15 protein-coding genes are annotated in these 17,282 nt (G+C 54.3%); 2 read left to right on the top strand and 13 right to left on the bottom strand.

Annotated features, from left to right (window positions below; genetic code table 11):
* Nucleotides 1-8 precede the first annotated feature (8 nt).
* Complete coding sequence (locus tag IGQ16_RS00935) at nucleotides 9-1,676, bottom strand: DUF3370 domain-containing protein (RefSeq protein ID WP_297059896.1); 1,668 nt, start codon at nucleotides 1,674-1,676, stop codon at nucleotides 9-11.
* A 468-nt stretch (nucleotides 1,677-2,144) separates the two neighbouring features.
* Here IGQ16_RS00935 and IGQ16_RS00930 point away from each other — a divergent pair, with 468 nt between their 5' ends.
* Nucleotides 2,145-2,873 (top strand): response regulator transcription factor, encoded by a 729-nt coding sequence (locus IGQ16_RS00930; RefSeq protein ID WP_024124187.1) that lies wholly within the window; start codon nucleotides 2,145-2,147, stop codon nucleotides 2,871-2,873.
* On the opposite strand, the gene IGQ16_RS00925 is transcribed toward IGQ16_RS00930, so the two are convergent.
* From IGQ16_RS00925 to IGQ16_RS00875, 11 genes are all read right to left on the bottom strand, one after another.
* Nucleotides 2,870-4,738, bottom strand: a complete 1,869-nt coding sequence (locus IGQ16_RS00925; RefSeq protein ID WP_297059894.1) for an NYN domain-containing protein — start codon at nucleotides 4,736-4,738, stop codon at nucleotides 2,870-2,872. The genes IGQ16_RS00930 and IGQ16_RS00925 overlap by 4 nt on opposite strands.
* Nucleotides 4,739-4,793: 55 nt before the next feature.
* The gene (gene rlmN, locus IGQ16_RS00920) at nucleotides 4,794-5,807 is read right to left on the bottom strand and encodes a 23S rRNA (adenine(2503)-C(2))-methyltransferase RlmN (protein WP_297059892.1); all 1,014 of its coding nucleotides are present in this window, start codon (nucleotides 5,805-5,807) and stop codon (nucleotides 4,794-4,796) included.
* A gap of 58 nt (nucleotides 5,808-5,865) precedes the next feature.
* Nucleotides 5,866-6,990 (bottom strand): glycosyltransferase family 2 protein, encoded by a 1,125-nt coding sequence (locus IGQ16_RS00915; protein ID WP_297059890.1) that lies wholly within the window; start codon nucleotides 6,988-6,990, stop codon nucleotides 5,866-5,868.
* Nucleotides 6,990-7,205: a regulatory protein SipA gene (gene sipA, locus IGQ16_RS00910; protein ID WP_297040841.1), complete on the bottom strand. Its 216-nt coding sequence runs from the start codon at nucleotides 7,203-7,205 to the stop codon at nucleotides 6,990-6,992. Before sipA ends, IGQ16_RS00915 begins: the two co-directional genes overlap by 1 nt.
* A gap of 92 nt (nucleotides 7,206-7,297) precedes the next feature.
* Nucleotides 7,298-7,672, bottom strand: coding sequence for a cytochrome c (locus tag IGQ16_RS00905; RefSeq protein WP_024124182.1), 375 nt, complete (start codon nucleotides 7,670-7,672; stop codon nucleotides 7,298-7,300).
* 105 nt (nucleotides 7,673-7,777) lie between these two features.
* On the bottom strand, nucleotides 7,778-9,121 hold the full coding sequence (locus tag IGQ16_RS00900; protein ID WP_024124181.1) for a four-carbon acid sugar kinase family protein: 1,344 nt from the start codon (nucleotides 9,119-9,121) through the stop codon (nucleotides 7,778-7,780).
* A 479-nt stretch (nucleotides 9,122-9,600) separates the two neighbouring features.
* On the bottom strand, nucleotides 9,601-13,152 hold the full coding sequence (gene metH, locus IGQ16_RS00895; RefSeq protein ID WP_297059888.1) for a methionine synthase: 3,552 nt from the start codon (nucleotides 13,150-13,152) through the stop codon (nucleotides 9,601-9,603).
* 136 nt (nucleotides 13,153-13,288) lie between these two features.
* On the bottom strand, nucleotides 13,289-13,957 hold the full coding sequence (locus IGQ16_RS00890) for a glycoside hydrolase family protein (RefSeq protein ID WP_024124179.1): 669 nt from the start codon (nucleotides 13,955-13,957) through the stop codon (nucleotides 13,289-13,291).
* 10 nt (nucleotides 13,958-13,967) lie between these two features.
* Nucleotides 13,968-14,630 (bottom strand): SDR family oxidoreductase, encoded by a 663-nt coding sequence (locus IGQ16_RS00885; protein ID WP_024124178.1) that lies wholly within the window; start codon nucleotides 14,628-14,630, stop codon nucleotides 13,968-13,970.
* A 29-nt stretch (nucleotides 14,631-14,659) separates the two neighbouring features.
* A complete protein-coding gene (locus IGQ16_RS00880) occupies nucleotides 14,660-15,193 on the bottom strand; it encodes a LapA family protein (RefSeq protein WP_024124177.1) in 534 nt (177 codons plus the stop codon).
* A complete protein-coding gene (locus tag IGQ16_RS00875; protein WP_225871776.1) occupies nucleotides 15,193-15,813 on the bottom strand; it encodes a flavin prenyltransferase UbiX in 621 nt (206 codons plus the stop codon). The genes IGQ16_RS00880 and IGQ16_RS00875 overlap by 1 nt, the downstream gene beginning before the upstream one ends.
* A 103-nt stretch (nucleotides 15,814-15,916) precedes the next feature.
* Here IGQ16_RS00875 and IGQ16_RS00870 point away from each other — a divergent pair, with 103 nt between their 5' ends.
* Nucleotides 15,917-16,417 carry a hypothetical protein gene (locus IGQ16_RS00870; protein WP_041428959.1) on the top strand — a complete coding sequence of 167 codons (501 nt, stop codon included), beginning with the start codon at nucleotides 15,917-15,919 and terminating at the stop codon, nucleotides 16,415-16,417.
* On the opposite strand, the gene IGQ16_RS00865 is transcribed toward IGQ16_RS00870, so the two are convergent.
* A complete protein-coding gene (locus tag IGQ16_RS00865) occupies nucleotides 16,414-17,280 on the bottom strand; it encodes a polysaccharide deacetylase family protein (RefSeq protein WP_297059886.1) in 867 nt (288 codons plus the stop codon). The genes IGQ16_RS00870 and IGQ16_RS00865 overlap by 4 nt on opposite strands.
* Nucleotides 17,281-17,282 lie beyond the last annotated feature (2 nt).

The raw sequence follows: 17,282 nt of genomic DNA, 5'->3' as shown, positions 1-17,282 counted from the left end.
GGTGACTCCTAGGGTGTACTGACAGGTGTGAGGGAGAGAGAATTGGGAGCGGCGGGCACTTGAGTGGTGTTCTCATAGCTAGGGCCAAGTAATGTCGCCACTGTCAGCACTTGGGGTGGCGTTGCATCGGGGGGATAGAGCAGATCCACAGTAACATTTCTTTTTTCACCTGGACGCATATTTAACGTTACTAACGGTTCTCCCCGCTGACCCTGCCGCTGTACTAAATGAACATAGCGCTCTTGCCTCTGTCCTAAATCATCTGTGAAGCGGACGCGCACCGTTCCTCGAAAAAAGACTTGGGGGGCTGGCGGTTCCAAAAATTTGAGGACAACACTGCGGTGATCTTGCTTGACAGGGGTTTGCAGCGTTAGCACGACGGACTGCAACTGACCGGTATTGTTGACCAAGGGCAAGGTCAAACTATAGTGAACGCCGTAATTGCCGTGGGCATAGTAGGCAGTGTCTGGATAGCGTACCAACATGGGCGCACTTTGAATTTGACCGGTGCCAAGGGTGCCGCGGTGGAGCGTACTAATCCCATAGGAGATGGCCCGCCCCGGTGCAGGAATTGTTAAAGCCTGTCCATGGGTTTGGTGATCGGTAAGGGTGGCTTGCCAGCGGGAGCCTTGACTAACCCCGGCCACACGGCCATAGAAGAAGCGACCAAACCGATCACTGGTGGGGGGAGTGGGTGGAATGTCGCGGGGAGTAACCAGTTGACCCCGGTGGAGCAGTGCCCACCATTCCTCTAGGGTGGGTGCCCGTTCGATGCCCTGCTCGTTCACGCGGGCAAACATTGACATTTGTGCCAGATAAATCGGGCCACTGCTTTCTAAGTACATTAGGGTTGAGCGGCCATTGGAGGAGGAGACATCACCAAAGGGATTCGTATCCGGGATTAAGGGCAACTTGGGACCGACCGCGCCATCGGCATTGAGCATCAACTCTGCGCGGAAACGATTGAGTACTGCATTGGGAAATTGGGTGGGCAACGGCAACGGCAGATTAGCCAGCAGCCGCGCTTCGCGAGGAGGAATCGTGACCTGTGAGGGAAAGAAGGTCTGGCGTACCCCCCGCAGCACTTGGTTGGTGACCCGACTCCCAGGCCCTGAAAAAACAAAGCCAGTGGGGTTATCGACTATGGCGGGCAAATTGCGGAAAGGGGCATCTGGAGTACTTAAAAAACTAGCGGCTTGATGAAATCTCACCGTGACATAGCGATCCGTTGGGTTGTAGGCCAGTAGCCCTAAATAGAGGGTTGGCGTACTCACCGCCCGATTGGATTGAGTAATGTGGTGGGCAAAAACATCAAAGCGCCCCTCTAGGGGATAGTTCAGGTGAGCCGCTGGTTGCCATTTCCCTTGGGGTGGAAACGTCGAGAGGAGAATCCCCTCCGAGCGCACCATCTCTGGACTGTTGCTATTAAAGACTGGCACATCGTCTAATTGGCCGGGGAGTGGACGAATGTCTTGGGGAAAGTAGGCAAAGTGGGTGGGTGTGACGTAGGTCGTTGTAGCCGGTGGGGAAGAGACTTCAGGGGGTAGGACCTTGACGGGTACGGCATTGGCTTGAACAACAACATTTGAGCGAGGCGAATATTCCTGTATGACGGTGGCTGAATGTTGGGGTGGAGTTGCTAGAGCGGCTTGTGCCACAAGAATGGGAGCCAGCATATCTGATCCAAACCACAGCATTACAGTGAGTGAGCAGTTCGCAAAAGTCAGGACAGGGTCATCGTTTCTGCCCAAAAGTTGCATTCCCAAAGTATAGCCTAGGTTTGTGGAAAATCCCCTCAAGAGCGCATAAAGCTTGCAGCATAAACGTACCTCCAGCTTGGGTAGCTCTGCGTATAGCACCCTAGAACTGGGTTTCAAACTCTACCCAGGGCTGATTAGAAAGTGGTCTCGGCCAATTTAGAGGGTTCAGTGACCCCTCAACCTTGTAAAGCTGTTGTAGGACAACATCCTATGTGCTGGGTATAGTCCAATTTTAGAAAGAAAAGGTCTATATCCCTAGATTGGCCTCAAATATTGAGAAAATCTAAAGAAACTCAGCAAACTCTTAAGGTTTTTGCAGCGATGTTTATAATTCTCTCAGAAGCGGTAGTCCGCCGCCTATGAGGATTGAGTACCGTTCATCCTATGAAGCCCCGCATCTTAATCATTGATGATGACCCTGCGATCGCTGACGTTTTGGCAATTAACCTGCAAATGGCGGGCTACGAGGTCACAAAGTCCTTGGATGGGATGCAAGGGCAAGCCCTCGCTGTGCAACTCTCTCCCGACCTCATTCTCCTTGACCTGATGTTGCCCCAAGTGGATGGCTTTACCATTTGCCAACGCCTGCGGCGCGATCCGCGCACCCAAGATATTCCGATTTTGATGCTGACGGCCCTGAGCCAAACCCATAACAAGGTGGAGGGGTTTAATGCCGGCGCCGATGACTATCTCACCAAACCCTTTGAATTGGAGGAAATGCTGGCACGGGTACGCGCCCTCTTGCGACGGGCCGATCGCATTCCTGCCACAGCAGGCCATCGAGAAATCCTCAGCTATGGTCCATTGACGCTAGTGCCCGAACGATTTGAGGCCTCTTGGTTTGGCAAAATCATTAAGCTGACACGCCTTGAGTTTGAACTGCTCCACTGTCTGCTGCAACGCCACGGCCAAACCGTTTCTCCCAGTGAAATCCTTAAGGAAGTCTGGGGCTATGACCCCGATGATGACATTGAAACCATCCGCGTCCATGTGCGTCACCTGCGCACCAAACTGGAACCTGATCCCCGCAATCCTCGCTATATCAAAACGGTTTATGGTGCTGGGTATTGTTTAGAGTTGCCAAGTCATATTGAACCCCCCAATGCGTCCTAGGACGGAGGTTCTGGTGCCTTTTCTGGACTCTTTGTAGGCAGTTGCAGCGGCTGGAGGGGAACCGCTTGGGCAAAGACCTGCTCATTGATTGTCTCACCAATCCTGCTGAGGCGCTCTTCCACAGCTTGGCGAAAGCGGCTTTGTAGCTCGATAACCAAACTAGAAAAGTCCTTGATGGCAGGGTTGAGGGTCAGGGTGTCACCACTGGAGGATAAGGCGCGCGTTAGAATACCCGCTTTGACATAGTTGGCGATCGCCCGCTTGATTCCTGTCTCACTCATTGGCTGCCCCTCCCTGTGGCTCTGCTCAAAAATGGCGTTAGTCATTCTTCTGGAGGCCACATTGCGGGGGCGATGGGCTATTAACCAGTGTCCCACGTTAGTTAAGAGGGCATCTCCTGCGACTTCCTGGGCAAAAATGGCGCGATAAATTGAGATGGTGTGGATACTCTGTGGCCCATGGGTATGAACTGTGCAGTACTCGGGGAGCTTATTTCGCCAACAGAGAACAGCTTTGCGCAATTGACTATTCACTGCAACGCAAATAGGTAACTGATGCTGATCGGCTAGATAAGCCACCCAGCCGGAGGGCTTGAGGAAACCAAACCGCAATGGGTCCAGTTGGGGGAGTACCGATTTGATATCCCAAAAGACAGTATCAAAAACAATTCCGTTGACGAGTTCCTGGGATTTTGCCGGATCGCTTGTATAGTAAGACAACAGTTCCAGTAGTTTTTCGGTTTCCCGTTGGCCGATAGCGCTCACAGGAATTTGATGATAGTTCAACGGCTCAATGGGTAAACGAGAAGACAATAAAGGTGAAGCCTGACTCGTCGTGTTGGCTGGCTTGGATTGAGGCGGGAAAAGTGTGCCGTTTCTGCCATTGGTTGGGGGAGGGGAATCAATGAAGGGATTCTCAAGAAAGATAAATTGGTGGCAAACCTTCTGAAAGCTAAGACTAGCGGCATTCCAATAGGCACAGCCAATCACAGTTTTACCGTAGTCGCGCAGGCGCAGGGCAATGGAGCCAAACCCACCATCACCAGAGATTAGAACAAAGGTGTTAATGTCAGGATAGTGGTGAATTAGGTCAATGGCATCGAGGGCGAGCTGAATGTCAGCGGCATTGCGTTGATCTCGATTGTGGCCATAGACAGGAACCCGTTGAATCTGTGAGCGCTGGAGTTGATCGTTAAGGGCTTGAAGCGTTTTATTTTGCCAGTTGCCATAGGCGCGCTTGATGGCAATTTCCCCCAGATCAATGGTGCTTTTAATTGACTCCAGAATCTTGTCTAAGGACACAAGCTCATTGACTTTGGCGGGGTCTAATCGCTGCCCTTGGTTAAAGACTAAGTTCTCAATGTCATAGAGGACAGCGGTTTTTAGGGTATTTGCGGGGGGTTGGGGTCTTTGGAGGAGTGTCTGAATGGTTTGCAGAGCCGCACTCTGGGCGTGAATGGCTTCAATCAGTGGCTCTAGTTCCTGGGCACTCAGTGGGGAGGTGTCTCTTAAATTGTCCTTGAGGGTTTCCAGTGGCTGGGCTATCTGGTTGCGAATCGGGCGCCGGGCTTCGGGAAGTGCTTCGTGTAGTTGCTGGGCAAGGTCAGTGAGGCGTTGTTGCTTGAGTTCTTGCAGGAGAAGTGTCTTGAGTTCCGTAGTCTCTGGAAAGGATGCGAGGAGGGTGTGAATGTCTTGAAGCAGGCGATCGCTACGGCGCTGGTTCTTTTCAATGAGGGGAGCCCCCGCAAGGGCACCAATGCCACTCCCTAAAAGGGCTGCTAAGGGTTGTTGGGGTTGAATCAGGGTGGCAATACCACCGAGGGCGATCGCGCCAATGGGAGCAACGAACCAAAGCTCTGGCTTCATTCAATAATGGGATAGGAATTACAGGAAATTAGAAAGTTATGATAGCAAAAAATGTTTAGGGAATGAGTTGGCCTTGGCGCAATTGGCCACAGGCGGCTTGCTGATCCAGACCCCGCGATCGCCGAATGCTGGCAGTAACCCCTCGGGCTTGCAGTTGACTGAGAAATTGCCGCAGGCGCTGATCCGTAGGACGTTGATAGGCTGCCTCAGGAATGGGATTGTAGGGAATCAGGTTGACATGGTTTTGGAAGCCCCGCAATAGCTGCGCCAGCTCCTCGGCGTGCTGGGGGCGATCGTTGACCCCCGCCAGAACAGTATATTCAAAGGTAATGCGGCGACCGGTTTGTTGCACATAGCCACGACAGTCGGCAATTAACTGGCTGAGGGGATAGTGTTTGGCACTGGGAATGAGTTGCTCCCGTAGGGCTTGGTTGGGGGCATGGAGGCTGACGGCAAGGGTGGTTTGCAATTGGTGCTGTGCCAGTTGCTGAATTTGTTGGGGAATGCCCACGGTGGAAATGGTGATGTGCCGCTGACCAATGCCAATATCGCGATTGAGACAGGTGATTGCCTGGAGAACGGCAGGTAAGTTTAACAGGGGTTCGCCCATGCCCATAAATACCACATGGCTGACACGGCGCTCCATTTCACTTTGGATCGTGAGCACCTGATCCACGATTTCGTGGCAGGCCAGATTGCGGCGGTAGCCCCCTTTACCGGTGGCACAAAAATCACAAGCCATTGGGCAGCCTACTTGGGAAGATACGCAGACCGTCAGGCGATCGCCACTGGGAATGCCTACGGTTTCAATGGTTTCACCATCGGCTAAGGTCAACAGCAGCTTTACGGTGCCATCCTGGGCATCATGGCGGTAGCGAATTTCTGAGCGGCCAATCTCTACACCTGTCAGGGCATCGCGCCACTGTTTCGGAAAGACAGTGATCTCTTGGAGCGATCGCGCCCCCTTTTGATAGAGCCACTGATGGAGTTGTTGCCCGCGATAGCCGGGCTGTCCTTGGGCTTCTACCCATGCTTTCAGTTCTGCTGCGGACTGTCCCAGCAGTGCCATCCTGTTTAACTGCTTTACTTTCCTATTTGATCCTAGCAAACTACTAACCTACGCTTTTCTAAATTTTCTGAAGTTGCTGCAAGTATATCTGGGCAGGGGTATAGCCAGGGTTAAATTCAAGGGCTTTTTGAAAGTAGGCAATGGCGCGATCGCGCTCCTGAAGGGTCATATAGGTGTAGCCCAAACTGTAGGCGGGCTGGGTGGTCATCCACTGGCGATCAAAGGGTTCAGCGCGATCGTAGGTTCCCTGCTCAAGGAGATCTAAACAGCGGTGAAAGTAGGGCAGCGCCCCTCGCTGCAGGCCCAATTCAAAGATAAGTAGCCCCGCTACATAGAGCAGGGGCGGATAGCGATCAAAGAAGCGCAGGCCATAGCTGAGGTAATACTGGGCGGTTTCGTAGTCCTTGGCTTCAAAGGCGCGGTAGCTAACCCAAAAGAGAAGATGACGGAGCCATGTGGTGTCCCTAGGGAGTATCCCCTGTTCGACGGCAGGGGCAATCTGCTCGAGGGCTTGTTCGTACCATGCTTGGGAGCGATCGTTATCGCCACAGGCGGCGTAGTGATCCCCAAGGCAGACCAAGTTTTGCAGGCGGCGATCGCCCTGCTGCACCATTTTTTCAAGGATCGGGATATTGCGATCGCGAATTTTGGCAAGGAATTGCTCTTGGCTTTGTTGGTTGTGGTGAATGAGATAAACCCCCTGCAATTGACCCACCACCGCTTCTCGTTCTCGATAGTAGAGTTGCTCATGGAGGGCGCCGGCAAAATGGAGGTCGGGGAAGCGGCGGCCAAAGCGCACATTCCAAAATTCACTCCAGTTGCGATCGCTAGACTGTTCACGGCGCAGCAGACTCCACTGATTCATGGCATGGGCACCCGGCGCCGTCAATTGGTCTTGCCAGTGGGCATCCGTAACCACCAATTCTTCATCGGCATCAATGTAAAAGACCCACTCCCCAGTGGCCTGGGCTAAGGCGGCATTACGGGCGGCTGCAAAATCCGCTTGCCAAGCAACGGCATGGACGTGGGGTGTAAATTCCCGAGCAATGGCGATCGTCTCATCGGTGGAGCCTGTGTCCACAATAATGATTTCATCCACCCAAGGCTGAACCGACAGCAAGCAACGCCGCAATTGATGGGCCTCGTTTTTGACAATCATGCACAGGGACAGCAGGGGAGCCATTAAACCCGCTTCAAATACTTGGCTTCCAGCAAAAAGGCACCCCGCTCGAGCCGCACCACCCAATAGTTTCGCGGTTGCTGGCCTAGAATAACCCCTTCTTCACCGAGGGTGAGGATACTGGCGGGACGCAACATTGGCATTGGTTCCGCTGTTTTCACATAGGGTGGCAGTTCCACAAGGCGAACGCGATCGCCCACTGCAAAGACTTCTTCCATTCCCACCAAAGGATGCTCGAAATTGGCAATGCTAATAACACAATTTTTAATTTAATATACCAGCTTTACCTGGGGGATTTTTGTCAAAATTTTTAGAGTGTCTTCAAGTAGCTTAATAGGTCAGCCATGTCTTGGGGCTGGGCTTGAAACTTGGGCATGGGCGGGGTATTGCCACTGATAATTTGCTGAATGAGCTGTACCTGCGATCGCCGGTGGCTAATCTGCACGAGGCTAGGGCCGACTTCCCCTTTGCCATCAATGCCATGGCAACCCGCACAGTTGAGGATGAAAATTTGTTCGCCGCGACTGGGATTGCCCACCGCCGCCCGTACAGCTTGAATGTAGGGATCCCGCAGGGGCAACAGGAGAGCCAACATCCAACCGCCGCCCACCAGCAGTACCACTAAAACAGGCAGTAGCCACCGCCATACCGTTGATTTCGCCCCAACCGTGTTGACTAAACTCATTCACTTATCGGGAAAGATTAAAAATTGTTTATTATTGTTGCAACTGCATTCTAAACCCTGAACTCAGCGAGATTCAAGGGAGTGGGGAATCATTCCTAATCATTCCTAAATTGCAGTGCCACTGCCCTGAAAGCGATGATAGACCGTGCGCAGTGCCTCGCGATCGCCCACATTACCGGGGAACAGCACCACGGGTAATTCTGGAAAGCGGGGATGATCGGCAGCGGTGCGCACCACGGAGCAGCCGGGAATCACTTGCCCCAAGAGGCGAACCGTGGCCAGGTTTAAGCCCTTACTGAGCACATCGTTGGAAGTGATGCCTCCTTTGCTGATCAGATAGCGCAAATCGGCGGGGAGCTGCTGAAGGATCGCCATCAGCACTTCAGAAACCCGCTGCCCAAAGGCTAAGCGTGTCGGTGCATCTGCAAAGGTGAGTTCCTGACGGCTGGTATAGATGACAGGGGTTTTCCCCTGGGCGATCGCCCGATCCACCGCCGCCAAGACCTCAGCAATCATTTCTGCTTCAGCCACCGCACTGTCCCGCAATCGTGCTACGGGCACTTCAATGGAAAACACATCGGGTTCCTTCAGCAGGGCGGTCAGTTGTTCAGTGGTTTTGCGCACATGGGAACCCACTAAAACTGCCCCATAGCGCCCAGGGCGGCAATAGGTGGCCATTGCCGCTGGCGGGGTGGGTTGGGGGGGCAGTTGTGCGAGGGCAGTCAGTAAACTGGCAGCACTGCGGAACAAAAAGCGTTTTCCTTGACTGGCCACCTGGAGCACGGCCGCAGCAAACTGATCCAAATCCCCTTGGGTTTCAGCATCCACAACGGCGCAGACATTCCCCTGCAAGCGGGCTAAACGATCGAGCAAGGCCGCTGGGTGCCGCAAATCCGCCAGTAAAAAGCGTTCTACAGCGCCGGCTGGAATTCGCCCTTGGGTCTTTTCGGCCACATAGTCGGGCAAATAGCTGTGGCGGTAGCCAAAGACAGAATCGCGAGCAAACTCAGTTTCATGGACAGGCACAGGCTGACCCTCGACCATGAGGTAGTGCTGGCTATCGCGGGTAATGCGCCCCCCCTCCAAAAAGGCAGGCACTAGAAAATGGGCATCAAAGGGACCCAGTTCCGCAGCAATGATATCCGTTTCGAGGGGATAGTGGCCGCGGAGGGTGGAGTCGGAACGACTGACAATCATGTAATCGGTTGTGCCCGTTTGGGCGATCGCCTCCTTGAGATGACGACAAACCCTGCGCGTCACCTCTGCTGCCATTTCTGCTGGCAAGGCACGGGTATTGGTGAGGATAAAAAAGATGGGTACGCTATCAGCAAGGCCACGACAGAGGGTATCCACATCCCAGCGGGTCAACAGCAGGCAACTGTGCACCGTTTGTGAACCGGTGGGGTCATCATCTAGGACAATAATTTTTGGGCGCGTCACCGCGGGCATCTCCGGCACTCTTTACGTTTGCAGTTTATCATTGGGGCGATCGCTGATCTCAATCAATAGCAATTGCATTGGCTGGACTCCACCCTTGCAATCAGAGTTGCTAAGGGATGAACTTGCCGCCGCCGATCAAAACCTGCCCTCTGGTTTAGCGGTGGACCGATAACCCAAATGACTCGGTTCTTGCAAGGAGGGAAAGATCAAGTCTATACCGCCACGCATCAAAGGGAACCAGCAACCCGCCACCATGACTCGACAACAGGTTATCCCTAGGGGATCAGGAGAGTTCACCTAGAACCCGTGGCAGTGCCCCAAGTCCCTGCCCTCGTTGAGGGACTACAAGTGCCCAAAAATGCTGGCGAAACATTGAGAGACAACTGGTTGCTGCCATTGGCCTTGGGAGGCGTCAGGGGCAGCTAGTCCTCAAAGAACTGCTCAGCCAACAGGGTTTTCGCTCCGATTGGTCCAAGGAAAGCTGGGGCTTAGACGCTAAAATACTTGGCGGTGGGATGGTAGCAGATAATGGCTGTCGTGGATTGCTCAGGGTAGAGTTGTTCGCTCTCGTCCATGTACATGCCGATGCGATCGCTATTAAGGAGTCGCAGTTGCGTATATTGGTCCTGCATATTGGGGCAGGCAGGATAACCAAAGCTATAGCGGGAGCCTTGGTAGCGCTGGGCAAGAATATCGCGAATGGACTCGGGATCAGGGGTGCACCCCAACTCGCGGCGAATGCGGGCATGACACCACTCGGCGAGGGCTTCAGCCGTTTGCACCGCCATCCCGTGGAAGTAGAGGTAATCGCTGTATTGATTGGCGGCAAATAGCTGCTGCGCCACTTGGGTGGCAATTTCACCAACGGTGACGGCCTGCATGGGAAAGACATCAATGATGCCCGATTCCACAGGAGCAAAGAAGTCGGCAATACACAGACGACGGCCACCCTTTTGGCGGGGGAAGGTAAACTGGGCGATCGCCCGCTCAGGGACACAGGCCTCTTTATCCCCTACCCTTTCGGGATCATAGATATAGACAGTGTTGCCCTCACTTTGGCAGGGGAAGTACCCATAAATCAGTTCAGGATGGAGCAGGTTTTCAGCAAGGATGCGCTGTTTCCACTCCTCAAGGATGGGATAGACCTTCTCCGCAAGGAAGACGTTGTAGGTGGCACGGTCTTGATCCTTAGGTTTACGAAACTGCCACTGACCTGCAATCAGGGCTTGGAGATCCAGATAGGCAAAGACCTCAGAAAGTGGAATCTGATCCGGCTTGAGGTGACAAATGCCCCAGAAGGGGGGTGTGGGGCGGGGAATATCTACAGCAACAGCTTCAGAGCGGCGGGTATCCACCACTTCTGGTGTGTCGGGTTCAGCAACCGCGGTGGGTTCGGGGGCGATCGCGGGTGTGCTCCCTGCCTCTGGGGTGGAGATCGTTGTACCATCCAAAAATCCTTGGCGATCGTCCCACTGACCTGCGGCCTTTGCACTCATTAGCCGATCCATAAAATGCAAATCGGCAAAGGCATCCTTGCCGTAGATCACTTGACCGTGGTAGGTGGACCGGCAATCCTCATAGACAAATTTGGGGGTGAGGGCAGCTCCCCCCAAAATGACGGGAACGGTAATGCCCCGCTCATTAAAGACCTCGAGATTTTCCTTCATAAAGGCGGTGGATTTGACCAAGAGGCCACTCATGGCAATGCAGTCTGCCTGATGCTCCTCATAGGCTTGGATGATATTTTCAACCGGCTGCTTAATCCCCAAGTTAATCACGCGATAGCCGTTGTTGGTGAGGATAATATCCACTAAGTTTTTACCAATATCATGGACATCCCCCTTCACGGTGGCAATGACGACGGTGCCCTTGGCAGTGTCCCCGGTGGCGGATTTTTCCATAAAGGGTTCGAGGTAGGCCACAGCCGCCTTCATCGTTTCTGCCGACTGCAAAACAAAGGGAAGCTGCATCTGCCCAGAGGCAAAGAGTTCGCCCACCACCTTCATGCCGTCGAGCAGGAATGTATTGATAATTTCAAGGGGGGCATAGGTTTCAAGGGCCTTGGCAAGGGTCTCCTCGAGGCCAAGGCGATCGCCATCAATAATGTGGCGTTTGAGCCGCTCCTCAAGGGGCAGGTTTTCCACTGGGGAGCGATCCTGCTTGGTGGTCTTGCCCTCAAACAGACGAGTCAGTTCCGCAAGGGGGTCATAGACACACACTTCCCCCTCAAATCGCCGTCGGTCGTAGATGAGATCACGGCAGACCTGCTGCTGCTGTGGCTCAATTTTGGCCAAGGGCAGGATCTTGGCAGCACTGACGATCGCAGCATCCATGCCCGCCTGCATGGCCTCGTGGAGAAACATTGAGTTGAGGACTTGGCGAGCTGCTGGATTTAAGCCAAAGGAGATATTGGAAACCCCCAGCAGAATATGGCAGCCGGGGAGTTCAGCGCGAATTCGCCGAATGGCCGCAATGGTTTCTCGACCATTGCCCCGATCCTCTTCAATCCCTGTGGAAATTGGCAGTGCCAGAGGGTCAAAGAAAATTTCCCAGGGGGGAATGCCGTAGTCAAGGGCTGCCCTGTAGGCCCGTTGGGCAATGGCAAACTTTTTTTCAGCCGTTCGCGCCATCCCCTCTTCATCAATGGTACCGATGACCACGCCGGCGCCGTAGGTTTTTGCCAGTTCTAGGACCTTATAAAAGCGGGGTTCACCATCCTCAAAGTTGGTGGAGTTCAGCAAGCACTTGCCCCCGGCCACCTTCAGACCCGCTTCCATCTTTTGCCATTCAGTCGAGTCGAGCATCAGGGGCAGCGTTACGTTGGTAACCAGCCGCGATACCAGCTCGCGCATATCCCGCACCCCATCGCGCCCCACATAGTCCACGTTGACATCCAGGATGTGGGCACCTTCACGCACTTGGGCACGGGCCAGGGCAACGAGACCATCCCAATCTTCGGCATTGAGGAGATCGCGGCATTTTTTGGAGCCACTGGCATTGAGTCGCTCACCAATAATCAGGAAGGAATTCTCTTGGTCATAGGGCTGAGGACTGTAGATGGAGGCGGCAGCGGGAACTCGTTGGGGCGATCGCGCCTTGGGGGTCAGGGTCGCTGCAATTTCTGCCAGGGCTGCAATATGATCCGGCCGCGTGCCACAGCAGCCGCCAATCACTTGTACCCCAAAGTCTTCGACGAAGCGGGTTAGGGCCAGCCGCAATTCCATCGGCGTCAGCTTGTAGTGGGCATGGCCACCGATGTTTTCAGGTAAGCCGGCATTGGGAATACAGGAAATGACAAAGGGGGAGTGCTGCGAAAGGTAGCGGATGTGCTCCGTCATCAAATCGGGGCCAGTGGCGCAGTTGAGACCCAAAATATCAATCGGATAGGGTTCCAGAATCGTCAGGGCGGCGCCAATTTCCGAGCCCACCAGCATCGTGCCCTGCTGCTCCATCGTCACGGAAACCATCAGGGGGCGGCGTTCTCCCCGCTCCTGAAAGACGGCCATCACCCCATTGAGGGCTGCTTTAATTTGCAGGACATCTTGGCAGGTTTCAATGATAAAGAGATCCACCCCGCCGTCAAAGAGGCCAGCAGCCTGTTCGTGAAAGGCCCTGTAGAGGGTGTCGTAGTCAATGTGGCCCAGGGTGGGCAGTTTAGTACCTGGTCCCATCGAGCCGGCAACAAAGCGGGGTTTTTCGGGGGTGCTAAATTCAGCGGCCACGGATTTAGCAAGCACAGCGGCTTTCTTGCTGATTTCGTAGGCGCGATCGCCCAAATTGTATTCACTTAGAACAATTGAAGACGAGCCAAAGGTGTCCGTTTCAATGACATCGGCTCCTGCTGCCAAAAAATCGCGATGCACTTTGGCCACCGCCTCTGGCTGACTAATGACCAGATATTCGTTGCAGCCTTCGTACTCCTTGCCACCAAAATCCTCTGCCGTCAGGTTTTGTGCCTGAAGATTTGTGCCCATTGCGCCATCAAAGACAATGACACGACGGGGTTCTGCATGGAGATACTCAAGAAACGACATAGACATCTACCAAGGCCAGCCAATTTGCACCAGAGGGTTCTTTTGATTTTAATCTGTGGGGGCAAGGGAAAGCCTCTTTGTTACTGAGTGCATTGCAAGACCAGAATCAGCGATTGGAGCAGCCGTCGGCAGAGAAAATGAACTAGGGCGATGGGCTCCTCCCCGCAGATTGGGCGGTCTGGAAGGCGGCTAATTCTTGAGCCAACAATTGCTGGTAGATCTCTTCGAGGTAGGGCGTGATCCGGTTGCTCTCCATGCCATAGCCCAGACTGGTCCATGTATCCGACAGGAGGGCAAAGACCTCCTGTACTCGGCCTTCCCGCAGGAGCTGGGGAATATCGGCATTCCAAGCGGCAGGATCCGTGAGCCAGCGATAGACCACCTGATCCTGATACTCTGGGGCAAAGCTATAGCCCTGCCAAAACCAGCTTGGCGGTTGGGGATGATAGCGGGCGGCTTTTTCTTGCCAAGTGGTGGTGAGAAATTGATAGCGGCCGGCGGCGGTGGTACACAGGTGCTGATTGGCGCCTTGGCGAATGGGAATACAGCGATCGGGATGCTGGCTGAGGTCTTGGACGTGCTCCCCCCCATAGAGCAGCGTGTAGGGATTGGCATCATTGGCTTCACTGGCAGAAATGGTGCGCATCAGGGCCCGTACATAGGGATCCCCCCCCTGCATCACTAAGGGGGCAATTTGACCCGGCTGCCAGCGGTACCAGTACCACCAGAGAGCACTTGAACGCGTCCCCAAAAAGAAATAGCCTATCGCCACCAGACCGGCGATCGCCCCCAACCAACGGGAAAAGCGCATCAACTTATCCTCACACCGCCGCAACTGAGCGGAATAACTCTGGATAGGCCACCGGCGTCTGATCGGAACGGCTCACCACCTCAAAGATTTTGTTGTAGGCACTTGGCTCGCCCAAGGCTGCCACACAGATTTCTGCCACCCGCGATCGCGGGATACTGCCCTCAAAGAGGGTATCCGCTGGGGCAATGATCGGAAAGCCACCCTCATCGGTTTCCTTCAGACCCCCTGGCCGCACAATCGTGTAAGTTAGACCGCTTTCTTGGAGATAACGTTCTGCCTGCTGCTTCCAATACAAAATTAGCCAAAAAAGATTCAGGGGATGGAAAAATTGCGAGACACACAGCGACGAGACAAGAATAAACTGCTGCACTGGGGCGGCTTTGGCGGCATCCACAAGATTTTTGGTGCCCAGATAATCAACACTCAGGGGTTCTAGGGGGTTAAGACTGGGGCTAGCGCCCGTGGCACAGATCACTGCCTCGCAATCTTTAAGGGCGGGGGGAAGTGTCTGGGGTTGGGTGACATCGGCAGTACGAATCTCGACCCTTGGCCACCGCCCTTGGGCTTTGGCGGGGTTACGCACAACGGCAATTGCCTGATGCTCAGATGATTGTAGGGCACTCACAATTCGCTGACCGGTGCGGCCTGTAGCACCAACCACTGCAACCTTCACAGCAGATCCCTCCGATGCAACGCCTTTGATCATAGGGGAATATCCCAGTCTTCTTCATCCTCAGGGGGATTGTCGTTGGAGGGCGGCGGCGTCAGAATGCGGTATTCAGCATCCATAACTTGAGGGGGAGGCGGTGGGGCTTTGGCAGTGGCTTTGCGGGAAGGACGATATTGATAGGAGTAGGTTGTGGGGGGGCGATCTTGAATGTCTGGTTCAAGGTCTGGTTCGCGCGGGGCTGGCTCTGGCTCGCTAAACCAATCCTCGACATCGCCAGTATCCATCTCTGGCTCATCCAGCGGCGGACGCATCGAGGCATCCAGTTCAGGTTCAGGGGGGTGCGATCGCGGGGTTGGCCGCGCTATTGGAGCCGGTGTTTCGAGGGTTAACCAGAGTAAGCACTGGCCAGCCACGATCCCTGAAAGGGCGGCCACCACAATCCAAGCGGCAAGGGGAAGGGCCGGGGTTTGCTGTCCTAAAAAGCGCAGGGAGACCACCGGCTGCCAATTTTGGATGGCAAGTGTTGTCAGCAGGGCGATCGCCCCCAAATAAATCCAAGCACGCATTAGGAAAGGGGTCCTTGCCAACGTTGCAGAGGCACACAATCCAACCCTAACTGATCAAGGGCACGGGCGATCACAAAATCCACTAAGTCCTCAATGGTCTGTGGCCGGTGATACCAAGCAGGAATGGCGGGTACAATGCGCGCCCCGGCCATTGCCAATTGGGTCAGGTTTTGCAGATGAATGAGACTAAAGGGGGTTTCGCGGGGCACCAACACCAATGGACGGTGTTCTTTGAGGTGGACATCTGCCACCCGCTCTAGGAGATCGGAACTCAGGCCTGCCGCCAACTTGGCCACCGTACTCATACTACAGGGGAGAATCACCATGCCCAGGGTGCGAAAGGAACCGCTGGCGATTGCCGCTGCCACATCTGTTGGCCGATGACAGGTGAGGCAACCTTCCCAAACTTGGGCCTGTTCGCGCCAAAACAGTTCCTGCTTATCGGGCTGAATTGGCAGAGTGAGGCCATATTCTGCCTGCCACACTTGATGTGCGGCCTTCGATGCCACAAGTTGAATAGGATAGTTGGCTTGTAATAGAAATTTAATGGCGCGCACTGCATAAATGAGCCCAGACGCACCCGTTACACCCAACACAATTGGCAAAGAAGAGGAGGTCACAACCGCAATCACCAAACAAAACCGTTATAAGGTTAACAAAGTTGGGGCAACTGCCCCCTTTTCATGATCTGCAATCTCCCCCAACAGGACTTGGTAAATGCCCATGACAGCCCCTGATCCTCTATCTTCTTCCCCCAGTGAGTGGGCAGTTGTCTCTCCCGAAGTACTCGGGGAGTTGTTTGATGCGGCCTTGTTGGAGGGACTCGTGAGTAGTGAAACCCCGGACTTAGAAGCCCTGTTTCAGGATTTAACTCCCCTGGATCTCAAACCCGCAGCGATCGCCCCCGAACAGTGGCAACACCTGCAAGCTCAGCACCAGCAAATTGCCCAGCACCTTGAGGAAACCTTGACGTACCTTGCCAAGGTGAAAGCGTTGGCCTATCAGCTTCAGGCCGTGGCCAGTGAGTTTGTGCCCACCCCCAAGTATCGGCGCCGCCAACCGCCCCCTCCCCATCCCTTGGAATATCTCACGGCTGAACTACTGCGGGCGATCGCTGACACTCAGGCCAGCTTAGAACCAATCTATGAACCCTTGAATCAACTGGGGGAAACCCTCAATGGTACCTCGACGCCACAGATTCATGAATTTCCCCTAGAGCCTTAGCGAGGGGGCAGAGAGCGTGGCTGCAATTGCGGTTCACTGCGACTAGGGGGGCTAGGCGTCAACTGAGGAGTGGGCAGACCTTCTGGGGTCGGTGTCGGAGTGATTGTCGGTTGAGGGGTGGGTGTCTCAGGCTTTGGTGGGGGGGCTTTCACTGCCAGTTGCAGCAGTTCCGGCACAGTGACAAAGCGATAGCCTTTTTGCCGCAGGCGGCGAATCAGCGTGGGGAGGGCCTTGCGGGTCGTGGCGCGATCGCCGCCACCATCGTGGAGCAGAATAATGCTGCCCGGTTTGACATTCTTCAGGGTACGCTCCACAATATCTGCGGCTGTTGTGTTGGGTCGAGTGTCATGGGGATCCACGGACCACATAATGACGGCATAGTTTTTCGACTTGGCATAGTCCACTAGCCCTGTGGTCAAATTGCCCCCCGGTGGCCGAAAAAGGCGCGTTTGGGCTTGGCTTTGCTTGGCAATCAGTGCAGAGGTGTTTTCAATTTCCTGCTTAGCTACTTTAGGGTCAACGGGTTGGTAGGGATGACTCCAACTATGGTTGCCAACGGCATGACCCCCTTTGACAATGTCAGCAATGATATCGGGATACATGAGGGCGTGCTTGCCCAGGATAAAAAATGTGGCCTTGGCCTCCTCCTCTTTGAGAATTTGCAGAACTTGGCGAGTTGAGGCTCCCCAAGGGCCATCATCAAAGGTGAGGGCCACCACTTTTTCGGGCGGCAGCGGTTTGACCTGATAGACCAACTGCCTCCAAAACTTTCTAGGACTAACAAAGTGCGGCACATCCGCTGCCAGCGTTGCCGATGCCGCAAACACAGTCAAGACCACCAACAGGTGCCACTGCCGTCCCATGG

This window comes from Thermosynechococcus sp. M3746_W2019_013, from assembly GCF_015296045.1.
In the GTDB taxonomy this organism is placed as follows: Bacteria; Cyanobacteriota; Cyanobacteriia; order Thermosynechococcales; family Thermosynechococcaceae; genus Thermosynechococcus.
This window is presented reverse-complemented; position numbering and strand designations above follow the sequence as displayed.